The organism is Pauljensenia sp. C0170B4 (assembly GCF_056590235.1).
The window spans coordinates 228,236-245,713 of the sequence record NZ_JBWPVS010000004.1 but is presented as its reverse complement, the minus strand read 5'-3'; the positions used below and the strand labels follow the sequence as shown (position 1 = coordinate 245,713).

The 17,478-nt window shown below is 58.2% G+C and carries 15 protein-coding genes and 3 tRNA genes; 7 read left to right on the top strand and 11 right to left on the bottom strand.

Annotated features, from left to right (window positions below):
* Positions 1-248: 248 nt before the first annotated feature.
* A complete protein-coding gene (locus AC1EJ1_RS07040) occupies positions 249-1,460 on the top strand; it encodes a MalY/PatB family protein (RefSeq protein ID WP_285014411.1) in 1,212 nt (403 codons plus the stop codon).
* A 177-nt stretch (positions 1,461-1,637) separates the two neighbouring features.
* Positions 1,638-2,852 (top strand): Gfo/Idh/MocA family protein, encoded by a 1,215-nt coding sequence (locus tag AC1EJ1_RS07035; protein WP_285014413.1) that lies wholly within the window; start codon positions 1,638-1,640, stop codon positions 2,850-2,852.
* Between the two features lie 134 nt (positions 2,853-2,986).
* On the opposite strand, the gene AC1EJ1_RS07030 is transcribed toward AC1EJ1_RS07035, so the two are convergent.
* The 4 genes from AC1EJ1_RS07030 to AC1EJ1_RS07015 form a co-directional block, all read right to left on the bottom strand.
* The gene (locus AC1EJ1_RS07030; RefSeq protein WP_285014414.1) at positions 2,987-3,799 is read right to left on the bottom strand and encodes a purine-nucleoside phosphorylase; all 813 of its coding nucleotides are present in this window, start codon (positions 3,797-3,799) and stop codon (positions 2,987-2,989) included.
* Between the two features lie 2 nt (positions 3,800-3,801).
* Positions 3,802-5,244, bottom strand: a complete 1,443-nt coding sequence (locus AC1EJ1_RS07025; protein WP_285014712.1) for a purine-cytosine permease family protein — start codon at positions 5,242-5,244, stop codon at positions 3,802-3,804.
* Positions 5,245-5,400: 156 nt separating this feature from the next.
* Entirely contained in the window at positions 5,401-6,195 is a 795-nt protein-coding gene (locus AC1EJ1_RS07020) for a fumarylacetoacetate hydrolase family protein (RefSeq protein WP_285014416.1), read from the bottom strand.
* A gap of 48 nt (positions 6,196-6,243) precedes the next feature.
* Positions 6,244-7,692, bottom strand: coding sequence for an alanine/glycine:cation symporter family protein (locus AC1EJ1_RS07015; RefSeq protein ID WP_480295596.1), 1,449 nt, complete (start codon positions 7,690-7,692; stop codon positions 6,244-6,246).
* Between the two features lie 120 nt (positions 7,693-7,812).
* Here AC1EJ1_RS07015 and AC1EJ1_RS07010 point away from each other — a divergent pair, with 120 nt between their 5' ends.
* From AC1EJ1_RS07010 to AC1EJ1_RS06990, 5 genes are all read left to right on the top strand, one after another.
* Positions 7,813-10,482, top strand: a complete 2,670-nt coding sequence (locus AC1EJ1_RS07010; protein ID WP_285014420.1) for a DEAD/DEAH box helicase — start codon at positions 7,813-7,815, stop codon at positions 10,480-10,482.
* A gap of 104 nt (positions 10,483-10,586) precedes the next feature.
* A tRNA-Gln gene (locus AC1EJ1_RS07005) sits at positions 10,587-10,658 on the top strand.
* Positions 10,659-10,692: 34 nt separating this feature from the next.
* Positions 10,693-10,765 (top strand) — tRNA-Glu (locus AC1EJ1_RS07000).
* Positions 10,766-10,788: 23 nt separating this feature from the next.
* Positions 10,789-10,861, top strand: a tRNA-Glu gene (locus tag AC1EJ1_RS06995).
* 115 nt (positions 10,862-10,976) lie between these two features.
* Positions 10,977-12,464, top strand: a complete 1,488-nt coding sequence (locus AC1EJ1_RS06990; RefSeq protein ID WP_058236321.1) for a DUF1846 domain-containing protein — start codon at positions 10,977-10,979, stop codon at positions 12,462-12,464.
* Positions 12,465-12,609: 145 nt separating this feature from the next.
* On the opposite strand, the gene AC1EJ1_RS06985 is transcribed toward AC1EJ1_RS06990, so the two are convergent.
* The 7 genes from AC1EJ1_RS06985 to AC1EJ1_RS06955 all read right to left on the bottom strand — a co-directional run bounded on the left by AC1EJ1_RS06985 (position 12,610) and on the right by AC1EJ1_RS06955 (position 17,398).
* A complete protein-coding gene (locus AC1EJ1_RS06985) occupies positions 12,610-13,083 on the bottom strand; it encodes an Imm61 family immunity protein (RefSeq protein ID WP_480295595.1) in 474 nt (157 codons plus the stop codon).
* 99 nt (positions 13,084-13,182) lie between these two features.
* Positions 13,183-13,731: an Imm61 family immunity protein gene (locus AC1EJ1_RS06980; protein WP_480295594.1), complete on the bottom strand. Its 549-nt coding sequence runs from the start codon at positions 13,729-13,731 to the stop codon at positions 13,183-13,185.
* Positions 13,732-13,755: 24 nt separating this feature from the next.
* The gene (locus tag AC1EJ1_RS06975) at positions 13,756-14,229 is read right to left on the bottom strand and encodes an Imm61 family immunity protein (RefSeq protein WP_480295593.1); all 474 of its coding nucleotides are present in this window, start codon (positions 14,227-14,229) and stop codon (positions 13,756-13,758) included.
* Between the two features lie 32 nt (positions 14,230-14,261).
* The gene (locus tag AC1EJ1_RS06970; protein WP_157843497.1) at positions 14,262-14,798 is read right to left on the bottom strand and encodes an Imm61 family immunity protein; all 537 of its coding nucleotides are present in this window, start codon (positions 14,796-14,798) and stop codon (positions 14,262-14,264) included.
* A 74-nt stretch (positions 14,799-14,872) separates the two neighbouring features.
* Positions 14,873-15,217, bottom strand: coding sequence for a glycohydrolase toxin TNT-related protein (locus tag AC1EJ1_RS06965; RefSeq protein WP_058236326.1), 345 nt, complete (start codon positions 15,215-15,217; stop codon positions 14,873-14,875).
* A 252-nt stretch (positions 15,218-15,469) separates the two neighbouring features.
* Positions 15,470-16,657, bottom strand: coding sequence for a glycosyltransferase family 4 protein (locus AC1EJ1_RS06960; RefSeq protein ID WP_480295592.1), 1,188 nt, complete (start codon positions 16,655-16,657; stop codon positions 15,470-15,472).
* 6 nt (positions 16,658-16,663) lie between these two features.
* Positions 16,664-17,398: an IclR family transcriptional regulator gene (locus AC1EJ1_RS06955; RefSeq protein WP_058236328.1), complete on the bottom strand. Its 735-nt coding sequence runs from the start codon at positions 17,396-17,398 to the stop codon at positions 16,664-16,666.
* Between the last annotated feature and the right edge of the window lie 80 nt (positions 17,399-17,478).

Below are 17,478 nucleotides of genomic sequence, written 5' to 3'. Positions count from 1 at the left end.
CATTTTAAGGCGCGTCCAGGAAGGTGACAATGAGGAAGAACAAAACGTTGTCAGTCTGACATTGTGCATGACACGGTTCACTGTACATGTCAGGTGCGCGCAAGCAATTGAGCGAGTACCCGCACAGGCAGCGACACTGAGTCCGGTGGCGGGGGACAGAAGCAGACGACGGGGACAGCATCGAGTGACGGGCGTGAAGTGCGTGAAGAGCATTAGCATGGTGCTGAATGAATGAAGGAGTATGTTCCATGAAACCTGTGCTGCCTGACCGCTCACCTGAAGAGAACTGGACCATTGGATCGCTCAAATGGACAGGCATTCGCACTGCCAGCGGTGAGCCAACACTGGGTGCATGGGTCGCTGAGATGGATTTTGGTACCGCTCCACCGGTTGTCGAGGCGATGAAGAAAGCGATCGATGACGGCTTGCTCGGATACCAGCCGACATGGCTGGATGGCGCGGTGCGAGACGCCCTCGTCGATTTTCAGCAACGCCGATTCGGCTGGACACTTGATCCAACATGCGTGCGCACGGTCCAGTCCGTCTTGCCAGCCCTTGATGTCGTGTTGCGCTCGATGATCCCCGAGGGGAGCCGAGTCATTGTACCGACCCCTGCCTACATGCCCTTCCTGACGATGCCCGGTGTCGCTGGGCATCCCATCGTTGAAGTCCCCGCTGTTCGTGTTCCATTCAGTGACGAGGGAGACCTGCGCAGTGGGGGTGAATGGCAACTCGATGTGGAAGCGATCGGCCGAGAAGCCCGTCAGGGTGGTGCACTGCTGATCTTGTGCAATCCGTGGAATCCGACGGGGCGTGCCTTTCGGCGTTACGAACTGGAAGCGTTGTGGGAAGCGATTCGCGATACGGATGTGATGATTTTTGCCGATGAGATCCACAGTCCGCTGGTCCTGACAGATCCCACGAGTCACTTCTCATGTGCGCGCTTGAATGATGAGGTGGCGGCGCGCACGATCACGGCGACAGCTGCATCGAAGGGATGGAACATTGCGGGACTTCCCTGCGCACAAATCATCGTGACTGATGACGCTTTGCGTGAACAATGGGACGAATCCTGCGGCCAGATTGGTCACCTGACAAACTCATTGGGGGCGATCGGAACAATTGCTGCCTACCGCGACGGTGACCCGTGGCAGGACGTGGTGCGTGAGGAGGTTGCGTCGAATATGACGCTCGCGCATGAAGCACTGTCAGACACTCTGGTCGACTTTGTCAGTCCTGAAGCGACATACCTGACATGGTGGGGGCTGGATGCGTATGACTGGTCAGGCGTGCATAGTCCTGCTGCTTTCCTGCGTGAGAACGCTCGGGTGGGTGTCAATGCCGGTGCGACTTTGGGAACCGGATACGAGAACTGGATCCGCGTCAACCTGGCGTGTTCGAAGGCGAATGCGCGTCGAATAATCGACGCGATTGTTTCAGTGCTGCCTCGAACACGGTGAGGTTAAGTCTTAACAAACACCTGCTTATGCACATGAGATGCTCTGCACTTTTCCGAGAAAGTGCACTCGTGTGCTGACCGTCAATTTCATTGAGGCCTAGATTGTTAGGATAAATGTGATTGCAGCGTCGCAGTTAGGCTGTTGGGCGATGTGGTGGCCGCGCGCGAAGGAGCAGATATGAGCAAGAAGTCAATCGGCGTAGGTGTCATCTCACTGGGATGGATGGGGCGTCTTCACACACGGTCGTTCAAGGCGCTTCAGGAGAAGTATCCGGAAATTGAAGTCGATATCAAGCTGGTGGTGTGCTGCGATGTTGTGGAAAGCAACCGTCAGTTCGCAGTTGACAACTTGGGATTTGAAAAGGCTGTGGAGGACTACCGAGATGTTCTGAGTGACCCGGAGGTCGACGTTGTGTCGATCTGTGCGCCCAACTTCCTTCACCACGAGATCGCGATGGCCACGATCGAGGCAGGCAAACCTTTCTGGATCGAAAAGCCGATGGGGATCTCCGCTCGGGAATCCAAAGAAATTGCGCGAGGGGCTCAATCTGCAGGCCTGATTACCTCCGTCGGATTCAACTACCGCCATGCTCCTGCCATTGAAATGGCGCGCGCGATCGTTGCGGAGGGCGCAATCGGTCGTATCACGAATGCCCGCGTGTGGCTGATTGCAGACTATGCCTCGAGTCCCGACGGGCCGCTGACGTGGCGTTACGCGAAGGAAAAGGCCGGAGCAGGAGTCATCCTCGATTTGCTCGGACACGGAGCCGACCTGGTGCAGTACGTTTTGAAGGACCGCTTTACCGCTGTTACAGCGCAGACAGGACTGTTCATCACGGAGCGTCCGATTCCCCTTGAACAGGGTATGGGACATGCCACGGTGCAGGTATCCGACCAGAAAGGTCCAGTGGGCAATGAAGACTACGTCGCAGTTCTGGGCATCCTCGAATCAGGCACCCTGGTCACGATGGAGTCCTCGCGCGTGAGCGTGGGACCGCGCGCCGAATACATTATCGAGGTCTACGGCACCGACGGCTCATTGCGGTGGAACTTTGAAGATCTGAACAGACTGCAGATCTGCATCGGAAACGATCATGGATTCCAGCAAGGATATGTCGACGCGATGACCGGCCCCGATTACCCCGGATTTAGCCGCTTCCAGCCGGGAGCTGGAACATCAATGGGCTTCGATGACCTGAAAGTGGTCGAGGCTGCACAGTTCATCCAAGGTGTGCTCGACAATAAGCAGTACGGGCCATCTGCCGGTGATGGTTGGGCGGCAGCTGAAGTCGATGATGCCATCGAAAAGTCTGCTGCAGACCGGACATGGCATGAAGTAGCGCCAGTTGATGCTGTGACGACCTTTGACCAAGACGGCGTTCTGCATCTTTGATCCACGTACCGCGGATAGCGGCGACGAAGTCACGCGCAACTCACTGGAGAGAGCGGCCGGTGGTGTGCTCTCACGATCATGCCGGAAACCTCCAACCGGTCACTGGAAGAGATCGAAGAGCACATGCAGAAGATCTACTCGTGAGAACAGATCGCTCTGAAACCTGATTCAATCGTTGTTGAGGCAGCTGCGGCTGCCTCAACAACTGCGTTCGGGTCAGTGGGGGCGTCAGCAAACGACAGGTCGGATACGACACTCATCCCGCACACGCGCACACCCAACGCATGCAAAGTGATCGCCTCCATCACCGTCGACATGCCCACGCAGTCGGCACCCGTCGACATGAGCCAGCGGCCCTCGGCAAGCGTCTGATACTCGGGTCCGCGCATACATGCGTAGATACCTCGGCGCTGACAATGCTGAGCGAGGATATCGGTCAGTTCACGATTCCACACGCTGGTCACATCCACGAATATTGGCCCGTTAAACGGGGAATATCCTGAGAAATTCAGGTGATCATCAATGGCCATGACGTCGCCCAGCTGCCACTGGCGCACACATCCGTTCGCGTTGCACAACAGGGCAGTGTGAACACCGGTTGCGGCAGCCGCCCTCGAACATGCGGTGACACACGCGGGGGAGACGCCCTCGTACAAATGCGTACGACCCAGAGCAATAAGCACATTCAATGCGCCGACTCGCACCGAGTGGATCGTGTTGACGTGTCCATCAGCCACGGGAGCCTCAACCCCCGGAATGTCGGAAAGTGCGAACGAGCGGCACTGAGAATCCGGCGCGTCGATCACAGCATCCAGTGCATGTGCCAGACCCGAGCCGAGCACCACGAACAGGTCATGGTGGTCACGCCCCGACAGCTCCGCAATAGCGCGGGCCCCGTCCTGGGCCTGCTGATCCAGAAGAACGCTGCGGATCGACTCGTCAGACATGGTCAGTCCTCACTTTCCTGAGCGCCGTCAGCGTAAGTGCGGGCACCGGCCTCCTCCTGTTTGCGCACACGCGAACGACTGGTCAGCAAATAGCCGGCAAAACCGATCAGCATGGCCAGCAGGATCCCGATATTCGAGTACGCCCAGTCGCCCTCGCGGCCACCGATCGGGCCGAGCAGGTAGCCCTGCCATGACAGCCAGCTGGCGGCGTTGTTGACCACCAGGCCCCAACCCACGAATGTTGCAGCAGCCAGGGAGGCGATCGCGCCCCAGTTCACGGACCCGTACACGCCGGAGGAGCGGAACAAATCAGGTTCGTTGTAGTCGGAGCGACGCAGCAGAATATCAGCGATCATGACGCCACCCCAGCCCGCGATGACCACGCCGAGCGTGGTGAGGAAGCCGGTGAATGGGTCAATGAAGTTCGCGGAGAAGAACACGACGGCGATTGTGCCAACCAGCATGATGGTGCCGTCCAGAGCGGTGGCAACCGGACGCTTGATGGGCACACCCGTCGCCAGCAGCGACAGGCCCGACGAATAGATGTCCATGACGATGCCTCCGACCAGACCAAGGATCGCGACAAGGGCGAACGGAATGAGGAACCAGGTCGGCAAAATAGTGGTCAGCGCGCCGATCGGATCCAGGTTGATTGCCTGTCCCAGCGACTCATCGGACCCAACGAGCAACAGACCGAAGATCACGAGGACAACAGTGGGCAGAGTGGCACCGAAGGTGGTCCAGCCGACCACGCCGCCGGTAGATGCCCGACGGGGAAGGTAACGCGAGTAATCGGCGGCCGCGTTGATCCAGCCGAATCCGAAACCGGCGAGAAGCATGCACAGTGCGCCGAGCATTGCGGAGAACGGGCCGGACGGCAGAGCGGAAATCGCGCTGAGATCGATGGTGGGAATGGTCAGTGCTAGGTAGATGACAGTCAGGATCGCCGTCAACCAGGTGATCCAGGTCTGCACCTTCATGATGGTGTCGAACCCGAGGATGCCGGCACCGCCTGCGATGGCGACAACGAGTACCAGTGAAATGATCTGCGCGGCAACATGATTGTGCATGCCGAGGGCACCCATCACCGTCGCGGACGCCTGCGTGGCAATGATGCACAGGAACATTTCCCAGCCCACCGTCAGAATCCATGAAATCGCGGCGGAAATGCGGTTGCCGTTCACACCGAATGCCGCGCGTGACAAAACAAGTGTCGGGGCAGACCCACGCTTACCTGCAATGGCGATGACACCGCAGGTCAGGAATGAGAACGTGATGCCGACGATGGAGACGATAACGGCCTGTGTAAAGGAAATGCCGAACCCGAGCACCCATGCGCCCCATGAGATTCCCAGGACGGAGATGTTCGCAGCGAACCACGGCATGAACAGATCTGATGGTTTGCCTTTACGATCCGACTCAGGAATGACATCCAGGCCGGCCATCTCAACGGACAGGCCCTGTTCCTTCTGTGTCTGTACTGCATGCGGTGCCCCAGCGTTGGGTGCGATTGGCTCAGTGGAACTCACGATTGCTTCCTTCAACGTGACCAATGGGATGCGAAAGAGTCAGGACCGGAACTTACGTGTGAGGTATCGGCCTCAGGCGATCGGATTCGTCAGCGTTCCAATCCCGTCTATTTCGACACTGATCGTATCACCACGCTGTAGCTCTCCCACCCCTGCTGGCGTGCCTGTCAGTACAACATCTCCCGCCTTGAGGGTGATGGATTGGGAGATGAACGAGATCAAGTCGTACACCGGACGGATCATGAAAGAAGTTGAGACGTCCTGCACAACTGTGTCACGCAGAACGGTGCGCAGATGAGCGTTGCCGACTGAGAACTCATCATCTGCCTGAGGAATCAGGATCCACGGACCCAGAGGACACGAGGTGTCAAAGCCTTTCGCACGCGTCCACTGCCCGTCGCTGCGTTGCTTATCGCGTGCTGTCACATCGTTGGCGCAGGTGAACCCCAAAATATGTGCCGGCACATCCTGGGGTGCGACCTGTGAACATGTCGACCCGATAATGACAGCCAGCTCCCCCTCGTAATGCACATTTGATGACCACGAGGGGTACTTGATCGTCTCACCAGGCCCGATGATGGCGGTCGATGGCTTAAAGAACAGCAGTGGCTCCTGTGGTGCCTCCCCGCCCATCTCCTGAATGTGGTCAGCGTAGTTCTTCCCGACAGCAACCACCTTGGCCGTGGCTACCTCAGTGGGAGCGAGCAGGCGAACCGACGTCACATCGTAGTTCGTGGCTTGCAGCGGGGGAGTCAGCTCCCCCTCGAAAGGCGCACCCGCCAGGCGAGTGATTGTTGTGCAATCACCATTCAGGACCCCCCAGGCGGGGGAGTGGAAATTCGGATCAATGTAGTGTGCAATGCGCATACTGTACTGTAACGTACATCACGCCTGAATCTTCCTGGATGACGCGTCCTACTCCTGACGCGACTTGGTCCACACGTCGGTGGGAACGTCCGCAGGAAGGTGCGGATTATCCACTCCGACAAACACCGGGTCCTTGACGCCCGCCTTGCGTTGGTCCTCATAGTCGCTTAGCGCTCCGAACGCCCATTTACCCAGAACGACGAGGGCGACCAGGTTCGTCACTGTCATGATCGCCATTGCAATATCCACGGCGTTCCACACCAATGGAAGCTGGGCAACTGCACCGATGACGACGGAGGCCACTGACACGGTGCGCACCATCCACGTGGCCCAGGGGCGCTTCGTCACGAACGCCATGTTGACATCGGAGTACACGTAGGCCGCGATGACGGAGGAGAACGCCAGGACAAAGATCATCAGTGCCATCGGCACGGTGGTCCACGCGCCGAGCTTGTCGGCAACGGCCAGAGCAGTCAGGTTCGAGGGGTTGACGCCTTCAGCGCTCCACACCGAAGGTCCTGCAATGAGGATGACGAATGCGGTTGCCGTACACACGATGATTGTGTCGACAAAGACACCCAGGGACTGGATCAGGCCCTGCTTGACAGGGTGGGAAACGGTTGCGGTTGCGGCCGCGTTCGGCGCGGTGCCCTGACCGGCCTCGTTGGAGAACAGGCCGCGTTGAACACCGTTGATCACTGCAGCCATGATGCCGCCGGCCAGGCCGCCCACCACAGGTTGAGGTGCGAATGCGGAACGGAAAATCATCGACAGCACATTGCCGATCTCGCCTGCGTTCATGATGCAGATAATGAAGACCATCACCAGATATATCAGAGCCATGATCGGTGCCATCCACTCGGTCACCCGAGCCACGGAGCGGATGCCGCCGTAGATGACAGGTGCTGCAAATGCCAGCAGGAATGCTGCGATGACCCACTTGCTCATCGGAGTGGCGGCGGCCATTGTCTCCGCAATCGCGTTGGACTGAACGGATGTAATAACGAATGCGCAGGTGAGCAGCGTGATGATGGCGAAAATGTTCGCCAGGGGTTTGCTCTTCATACCCAGATGCATGTAGTAGGCTGGGCCACCGCGATACGTACCATCAGCGTCCCTCACCTTGAAGACCTGCGCGAGGGTCGCTTCCACGAATGCGGTGGACATGCCAACCGCTGCCACGATCCACATCCAAAAGATTGCGCCTGGTCCGCCCAGCAGGAGTGCTGCGGCTACGCCGAAGACGTTGCCGACGCCGACGCGGGCTGCCAGTGAAATGGTGAAAGCCTGGAATGATGAGATCCCGCCTTTGGAGTCCTGACGGGATGACCCCACGGTCTTGACCATGTGACCAAAGAGGCGAACCTGCACGGCGCGGGTGCGAACTGTCAGGTAGATACCGACACCCATAAGGATCCACATGGTGATGTGACCGGTGATCCAATCCGCAACGACCTTGATCATATCGGCAATTTCCACGTCGAGCTCCTCTCTCATCTCATCGCGTGATGGGCACTTTAGTTAACAAAGCGGTTCTCATCTTTCCACAGGACGCGGATATCATGTTTGCGTCATCCTCCATGTGAGACTGCGGCAAGTAATGACACAATGGCGTGTATGAGTGCCCCGCTGAACGAACTGCTCGACGACCTGGAAGATGCCGGACATCTGGACGACCCCGATGAACTGGTGCGCGCGTTCCAGTCGTGGGCGGCATCAACGGGCAGACCCCTGTACCCGCATCAGGAGCAGTCACTGCTGGAGATCGTGATGGGCAATCACGTCATCGCAGCCACGCCCACCGGTTCAGGTAAATCCATGATCGCCCTGGCCGCACATTTCGTTTCCCTGGCTCATTCGGGCCGCTCCTATTACACGGCACCGCTCAAAGCGCTGGTCTCAGAAAAGTTTTTCGACCTGGTCGAGCTGTTCGGTGCGCACAACGTCGGCATGGTCACGGGGGATGTCTCGCTCAACCCGCTTGCACCGATCGTGTGCTGCACCGCCGAAATTCTGGCGAACCAGTCCCTTCGCGAGGGCGATGCGCTCGATGCCGACATGATCATCATGGATGAGTTCCACTTCTACGCCGACCCGGAGCGCGGCTGGGCCTGGCAGGTGCCGCTGCTGGAACTGACCGCCCCACAGTTCATTGCCTTGTCGGCCACACTCGGTGACACCACCCGTTTTCAGGAACAGTGGAAAGAACGCACCGGTCGGGACGTCGCCCTCGTCGACAATGCGCAACGACCCGTGCCACTCGAGTTCGACTATGTGGTCGAGGACGTGCGCACCTGCGTGGAGCGCCTCCTGAAAGAGGGACGCTGGCCGGTCTACATTGTGCACTTTTCGCAAAATGACGCCGTCTCAACTGCTGCCGCGTTTGATCGGGCCTCCCTGATCAGCGACGATCAAAAGAAGCAGATCAGCCGCATCCTCAGGACTGTCTCCTTTGCACGCGGATTCGGGCAGCAGTTGCGCGGACTGCTCGCACAGGGGATCGGTGTGCATCATGCGGGGATGCTGCCGCGCTACCGCCGACTAGTCGAGCGCCTGACGCAACAGGGACTCCTGGCTATTGTGTGCGGCACTGACACGCTGGGTGTGGGGATCAACGTGCCGATCCGCACCGTGCTGATCACGTCGCTGGTGAAATTCGACGGGCGGCGCATGCGCCACCTGTCGGCACGCGAATTTCATCAGATTGCCGGCAGAGCAGGGCGCGCGGGATACGACACCGTTGGATTTGTCCGCGTTCTCGCTCCCGAACATGAGGTGGAGGCTGCGCGCGAAAAGGCTCGGCTCAGCGCCGCGCAGGAAGCGGCCCGTCAGGCGCGCGATGAGGCAGCTGCGAAGAAGGCCGCCAAGAAGTCGGCTAAACGCTCCACGAAAGCACCCGCGAAGGGTCAGATTTCATGGACGAGGTCAACGTTTGAACGTCTGCGTGATGCAGAACCCGAACGTCTCCAGTCACATTTTGCGATCAGTCACTCGATGGTGCTTAACGTGCTGGCAGGGCAGCGTCATGACCCCGCTGCGCACCTCATTGAACTGGCTCGCACGAACGACGACCCGCCGCGCGACTCCAATCCGCATATGCGCGCACTCGCAGACATTTACCGCTCCTTGCGGCAGGCCGGCGTCATCGACCATGTCTCCACTGAGCAGGCTGAATCTGATGGGATGGCGCGTGTGCGTCTGGTGCGTGACCTGCCTGATGACTTCGCACTCAACCAGCCCCTCTCGCCGTTCGCGCTGGCAGCGCTGGACCTGCTGGACGCGCAATCACCCACATACGCCCTGGATGTCGTCTCAGTTGTCGAATCAGTGCTGGAAGATCCTCGTCCGCTGCTGGCCGCTCAGCAGCGCATGGCGCGCTCGAAGGCGATGGCCGCGATGAAGGCAGAGGGCCTCGAATATGACGAGCGGATGGAAGCGTTGGCCGAGGTGACGTGGCCGCAACCTCTGGCTGATCTGCTTGAAGACGCGTTCCGTACCTACGTGCAGACGAATCCGTGGGTCGGGGACCAGCACATTTCACCCAAGTCTGTTGTGCGCGACATGATCGAACACGCGATGACATTCACGCAGCTTGTCTCCCGCTATGACGTGGCGCGTTCCGAAGGCGTGATCCTGCGGTATCTGACCGATGCATACCGTTCATTGCGGCAGGTGTTGCCCGACCGGGTTGTCACCGAGGAAGTGGCAGCGATCATGGAGTGGCTCTCGCACCTCATCCGCGCCATTGACTCTTCTCTGCTGGACGAATGGGAATCCCTGGCATCTGGGCAGCGTCGCGAGGAGGGTGAGGATGATGCGTCAGGACAGGAAGTCGCGTTTGGAGCCAGCGAGGACGGAACAGTTGCCTTCAGCGCCAACCGTCATGCCATGCGCACCGCCGTGCTGCGTGCACTGTTCGAACGCGTGGAGTTGATGAGTCGAGACGATGTGGACGCTCTGGCGCGTCTGGACAGCTGGTGCGGATGGGATGAGGAGCGCTGGGATCATGCGCTGGAACGATACTGGGCGGAGTACGACTGGATCGGGATTGATCAGAATGCGCGGTCAGGCGCCCTCGTCAATTTGAATGAAAATCCGAGCGAGGCTGAACTACTGGCAGTTGGCGTGCCTGACGAACTGGTGGGGTCGAACCTGTGGCTGGTTGAGCAGACGTTGGATGATCCCAACGGTGATGGCGACTGGCGCATCGTGGCCGTCGTGGACGTGGATGCGACCGACGAGGCGAACCGGGTTGTCCTGCATATTGTGGACGTAGGGCCGCGGTAGGTGAGCTGTTCCACGTCCGTAGGATTTGTCAGGAGAGCCCGCGTCGGGTAGTGTTTTCTTTCGTTGCAGGCATAGTTTCAGTACTGTGAGTGCAACCAACGCCATGGGGTATGGTGTAATTGGCAGCACGAGTGATTCTGGTTCACTTAGTCTAGGTTCGAGTCCTGGTACCCCAGCGGATTCGGCCATTTTCTTGCCGTCCATTCACAGGCCCCCATCGTCTAGCGGCCCAGGACATCGCCCTCTCACGGCGGTAACATCGGTTCAAATCCGATTGGGGGTACAAGTGCGTCATAACTGAACAGAGCCCCTATCGTCTAGCGGCCCAGGACATCGCCCTCTCACGGCGGTAACATCGGTTCAAATCCGATTAGGGGTACGAAACGTTGGAGGACGGACCTGACAGCGGGTCCGTCCTTCCCCTGTTTCAGGGTCGCCGGGTGGCAATCCGCTTGTCGGCGGCTTGTCGGTGAAACACCCCCTTTGGAGGACTCATGGCCCGTAGTGGATTCGATCGCGAAAAATACATCACTTTACAGTCCGACCACATCGCCACTCGCAGGAAAGAAATAGGCGGCAAGCTTTACCTGGAAATGGGTGGCAAGCTTTTTGATGATCTGCACGCTTCGCGTGTCCTGCCCGGATTCACACCGGATAACAAGATCGCCATGTTGGAACAGCTCAAGGACGACCTGGAAATCCTCATCGTCTTGAACGCCAAAGACCTCCAGCGCAACAAGGTGCGCGCCGACCTGGGCATTTCCTACGAACAGGACGTATTGCGGTTGGTCGACGTGTTCCGCGAACGTGGGTTCCTGGTTGACAACATCGTGATGACGCAGATGGAAGATGACAACAAGTCGGCCAAGACGTTTAAACGCAAGCTGGAGAAACTGGGCTTGAAGGTGGCGCGTCACCGCGTTATCGAGGGATATCCAGCTGCTGTGCACACGGTGGTATCGGACAAGGGATTCGGGCGTAATGACTTTGTCGAAACCAGCCGCGACCTGATCGTCGTAACGGCCCCGGGGCCGGGATCGGGCAAGATGGCCACGTGCCTGTCGCAGATCTACCACGAATTTGCTCGAGGGAACAAGGCCGGATACGCAAAGTTTGAAACCTTCCCGATCTGGAACCTGCCACTGGACCATCCGGTGAACCTAGCCTATGAAGCGGCAACGGCTGACCTGGATGACGTCAACATGATTGACCCCTATCACCTGGCTGCCTACGGCAAACAGGCCGTTAACTACAACCGTGACGTGGAAGTCTTCCCGTTGTTGCGTCAACTGCTCGAAGAGCTCGTCGGCGAGAGTCCCTATGAATCGCCCACAGACATGGGTGTCAACATGGCTGGCTACTGCATCAGCGATGACGAGGTATGCCGCGAAGCTGCCAAACAGGAAGTGATCCGCCGTTACTTCAAGGCTCTGGTCGCTGAAAAGCGTGATGTCAAGGATCCAGTTGAATCTCAACGCATTGCCATTGTGATGAGCAAACTGGGCATCACGCGCCAGGACCGCCCGGTGGTGGTTCCCGCACTGGAGCTGGCCAGAAAGACGCATCTGCCGGCCAGTGCGCTGCAGCTCGATGACGGACGAATCATCACAGGGAAGACGTCGAAACTGCTGGGATGTTCGGCCGCGATGCTGCTGAACGCGTTGAAGGTGCTGGCGGGGATTGATAAGAAGATCGACCTGCTGGCGCCCTCCTCAATTGCGCCTATTCAGACTCTGAAGACTGAGCATCTGGGCAGTCGCAACCCGCGCCTGCACACAGATGAAGTGCTGATTGCCCTGTCTGTGTCGGCTGATACTGATCCGAACGCTGCGAAGGCGTTGGAGTATCTCAAACAGTTGCGCGGATGCCAGGTTCACACCACCACGATTCTGGGATCCGTGGATGAAGGAATTTTCCGCAATCTCGACATTCAGGTCACCTCTGAGCCGGAGTACTGGCGCAAGAGTTTGTACCGCAAGTAAGAGGCTGTACATGGCGGCGGTTGCGTCAGCGCCGTCGCCGCCTCACCGCTGCAGTCATCCGCCTCGCCGCACGAGGCCAGCTAATCTGCTGAGCGGTCACCCCGATCGCCTTCCACGCTGCGGCGGGATCCGAAGACACCCGCTTCTAGTCTTCAATGAATCGGGTGAGCGCCGGGCGGCCGTCGGGGTCCAGGAAAGAGTCAAGAAGGTCTTGGACCGGAATGTCCCAGATATAGGAGAAAAGCACTGTGTCTGAATAGTCGTTGACCAGATCGTCATCCATGCGCATCGGTAGGACCTGGCCAGCTGGCGTCTTAAGAGTGTACGTGTACTTTTCTACCTCCACCAGTTCGTATCCGGGCCGCTGCTCATAGGTGTAACACGGAAAGTACAAGGACGCGTAGCCGCGCTGCGCCCAGCGGAATGATTCGCCCGCCTGGTAGATGAACCAGCGCGTCACCAGGTCAAGATCCGGGGAATAAAAAGTGAAGAAAATCTTCTCGTTTCGCGTACTTTCTCCGTATGCGAACTGCCCGTCCTCAAGCTGAGCCAAGTGGTAAATCGGATCCCCATTACTGTAACTGAGACTGACTGACTTCGGATGAAACACATTACGCATAAAAAGAGCATTACGACATTCCGCCAGCAGCCTCAGCTCTTCGAAAAACGGCTCGTCAAGACTCTTCAACGACACAGCCTCACACCACCCGCACACACGCTATTCCTCGACAACGAATGCTTCGAGGGCTGGACGACCATCAGGATCCAGAAACGAGTCAAGAAGATCCCGAACCGGAACATCACAGATATAAGAAAACAGCACAGTCTCTGAATAGTCATTGACGAGATAGTCATGCATACGAAAAGGCAAAACCCGACCAGCCGGCGTTCTCAGCGTGTACCAGCGGGCTTCCAGCTCCACCAGTTCGTATCCGGGGCGCTGCTCATAGGTGTAACGCGGAAAGTACAAGGGCGCGTAGCCGCGCTGCGCCCAGCGGAATGATTCGCCCGCCTGGTAGATGAACCAGCGCGTCACCAGGTCAAGATCTGGGGAAAAGAACGAAAAGAAAATCCTCTCATTCCGCGAGCTGCCTCCATACGCGAACTGCCCGTCCTCAAGCTGAGCCAAGTGGTAAATCGGATCACCAGCATGACTGATACTGATCGAACGAGGATGGAACACATTGCGCATGAAAAGAGCGTCCGAACTTTCCGCCAGCGGCCTCAGCTCTTCGAAGAACGGCTCGTCAAGACTCTTCAACGACACAGCCTCACACCACCCGCACACACGCTATTCCTCGACAACGAATGCTTCGAGGGCTGGATGACCATTAGGATCCAGAAACGAGTCAAGAAGATCCCGAACCGGAATATCACAGATATAAGAAAACAGCACAGTCTCTGAATAGTCGTTGACGAGATCGTCATGCATATGGAAAGGCAGGACCTGGCCAGCTGGCGTCTTAAGAGTGTACGTGTACTTTTCTACCTCAACCAGTTCGTATCCGGGCCGCTGCTCATAGGTGTAACACGGAAAGTACAAGGACGCGTAGCCGCGCTGCGCCCAGCGGAATGATTCGCCCGCCTGGTAGATGAACCAGCGTGTCACTAGGTCAAGATCCGGGGAAAAGAACGTAAATTGGATATCCTCGTTTCGCGTACTTTCTCCGTATGCGAACTGCTCATCCTCAAGCTGAGCCACGTGGTAAATCGGATCACCAGCATGACTGATACTGATCGAACGAGGATGGAACACATTGCGCATGAAAAGAGCGTCCGAACTTTCCGCCAGCGGCCTCAGCTTTTCGAAAAAAGGTTCATCAAGGCTTTGAAACGGCATCGCTTCGTGCTTTCTTTACGGGCAATTTCATTCGCAACGATTGCTTCCAGGTTGGAGGCACCCTCTGGCTCCAAGAAGAAGTCGAGAAGATCGCGAACCGGGATATCGCATATGTAGGAAAACTCCACTGTGGGTGAATATCTGTTGACGAGGTCGTCATGCATCCGGATAGGCAGAACGTGGCCGGTTGGAGTCTTGAGCGTGTAGGTGTTTCGAGCTACTTCCACCAGAGAGTACCCGGGCCGTTGCTGATCCGTGTACCAGGGAAGATCAGCCAGCGAATAGTGCTTTTCCGAGCGGTACGCCGTTCCTGCCTGGTAGATGAACCAGCGTGTAATGAGGCCGAGGTCCGGCGAGAAAAGCCTGAACGAAATGGGTTCGTTTCGCGAGCTGAGCCCGTATGCGAATTTTCCTTCATTGAGCTGGACAAGGTGATAGAGCGGATCCCCGCAATGGCTGATACTGATTGAGGATGGGTGAAGCGCATTACGCATGAAATGAGCGTTACTGCAGTGCGCCAGTTGCTGCAGCTCTTCGAAAAAAGGTTCATTAAGGCTGTTGAACGACATCACGACAAGACCCCTTTGATGAGTGCTTCCAAGACTGTCAGCAGTTCGCCGTCTGCGTCAAGGATCTGTAACTGTGTCGCGCCGCCAGAATAGCCAAACCATGGCGGCGCTGTGCTGACTTCAATCGAGTAGCCTTCCGGCAGACTGGAGAGCTTGTATGAGTAGTGCGGCTCTTTGAGTGCGCTGTGCGGCAGCGAACGGCTCTCGAATGAGACGGGCACACCGTCAGGTGCTACAGCCAACCATGTGCCTCGTGGTTTGCCGATCCGATCCACATGGCAACCGTATTCAGCTATGAATGCGTCAAGAGACATTCGGATTTTTCCGCCTGGCACATGGCTCATTTTGTCTTCCTTCACCGGATACCAATTTCCTCCTCCGCTCACTTTCGGTGTACGGAGTACGCTCGGATCCCTTTTCCAATCTCCAGGATCCGTGCCCCGGAAGAAGCGAATACTAAGGGCTTAAACCCTGATTGTACTGCTCAAACTGTTCTTCGGATCAATTTGATCAATGTCTGAGCACCCCACAAGCAGATCCACATGTGCGGGCCTGTGCCTTCAAGGCATCGTCTGCACGCACAAACACCGAAGCGCTCAACGACAGGAATGATGGTTAGAGCGAACATCCTGGTACAGATCAGTGACGACTCGTGCTCCACGCTCCCACGTCAGCTGCGTCGGCTGAGATGCAGCTGCATGCTGCAGGCCAGCCAACTTGTGTGGCTGGACTGCCAGGTCGAACAGTGCGCGTGCGATATCACCATCGCTCCCGGCCATCACGCCGTCCACACCGTCGGTACAGAAGTCAGCGATTCCGTTTCCGCTGCGGTAAATAACCGGCAGGCCGCTGGCGTGAGCTTCCAATGCAGCAATGCCGAATGCCTCGTGAACAACAGGGGAGACGAACACGTCAGCCTCGCGGTACGCATCGGCCAGTTCATCTGGCGACTTGCGTCCGCACCAGTGAATGTAATCGGCATCCGCCGTGCGCTTTTCCAACGGGGTACGCAATGGCCCCTCGCCAAAGACTCGCAGTTCAATGTCAGCGCCGTGCTCGTGAGCGGCCACCACGCATTCGACCAGCTGCGTGATGCGTTTGCGTGGCGCCAGTCGCGTAGCAGTCACCGCTCGCAGCGGTCTCGACGGTCGTGAGGACGGCAGCGGCACCGGCATCGCCGCCCGCCCTCGTGCCCGTTCTGCCTGGAGCAGCCCGGCATGCGCTGCATGGGACACTCGGGTGGTCTCCCAGGGTTCAGCGGTGATGAAATTGGGCAAAATTCGCACCGATACAGGCCCGCGGGCGCAGCGTTCAACGGCCCGCGCTGCGCTGCTCGAGACGGCACTCAGAACAATGCCGGCACGCTGCCAGTCATCCAACGGATTCGCCCACCCGTACCACAGGCGCTGATCGTCAAGCATGCAGTGCCACGTCACCACGCAGGCGATCTCATGGCGCGCGCAGATATTCGTTGCCATCCGCGCGAAAGGCGAAACCACGCCGGTGTGGATGTGTACCACGTCGAAAGTAGGAAGAGCGCGCGTGAGAGTCGCCCTCGCCAATGGGTTAATGGGAATGTCCCACGGAAGACGCATCGTGAGGCGGCGAACGCGTACCCCGTCCTCAACTGACGTGTGATCGCCGCGTTCAGATCCAAGCGGTGTGGCAGTGATGACGGTGACGTCGTGCCCGGCAGCAGAGAGCGCTCGAGCCAGCCCCGCCACCTGCGTTTCGATCCCGCCCAGTCGCGGTGGGTAGCAGTCAGAGACGAGGGCGACTTTCACAGCGCCCTACAGTTCCATTTCCTCAACTGAACGCAGGTACTCGGACAGGCGGTTGGCAGCAGCAACCACTGACGGGCCGTGCTGACGACCAGGCTGACGTCCCATGCGTTCAATCGGGCCGGACACGGAGATCGCGGCGAGGACGCGCCCAGATGGTCCACGCACCGGAGCGGACACTGACGCGACGCCGGCTTCGCGCTCACCTACAGATTGTGCCCACCCGCGGCGACGCACCTGTGCCAGCATCGTCGCGCTGAAGGAAGCGTTGTACAGGCCGCGGTGCATGCGGTCCGGCTCTTCCCAGGCCAACAGAACGTGGGCGGCGGATCCGGCTTTCATGGACAGTGTTGCGCCGACAGGAATGGAATCGCGCAGACCCATCGGCGGTTCGCTCGCTGCCACACACACGCGTGATTCGCCCTGGCGGCGATACAGCTGCGTGGATTCTTTGGTGTGATCGCGCAGTGCAATCAAAACGGGCATAGCGGCTGACAGCAGACGATCCTCGCCCGCTTGGGAGGCCAGTTCTTTCAGGCGCGGCCCCAGGACGAATCGACCCTGCATGTCGCGGGCCACAATACGGTGAAATTCGAGAGCTACAGCCAGGCGGTGGGCAGTGGGCCGCGCCAGGCCAGTGGCGGCGACGAGATGGGCAAGAGTGGCAGGGCCTGCCTCGAGTGTGTCAAGAACCAGCGTCGCCTTGTCGAGAACCCCGACGCCTGATGAAGATGCGTCGTCCATATAGTGATCCTCTCATCTCAAGTCCTGAGATTCAAAATCTGCAGACACGTGTTGTGTCTAACCATAGACACTGTCGACGT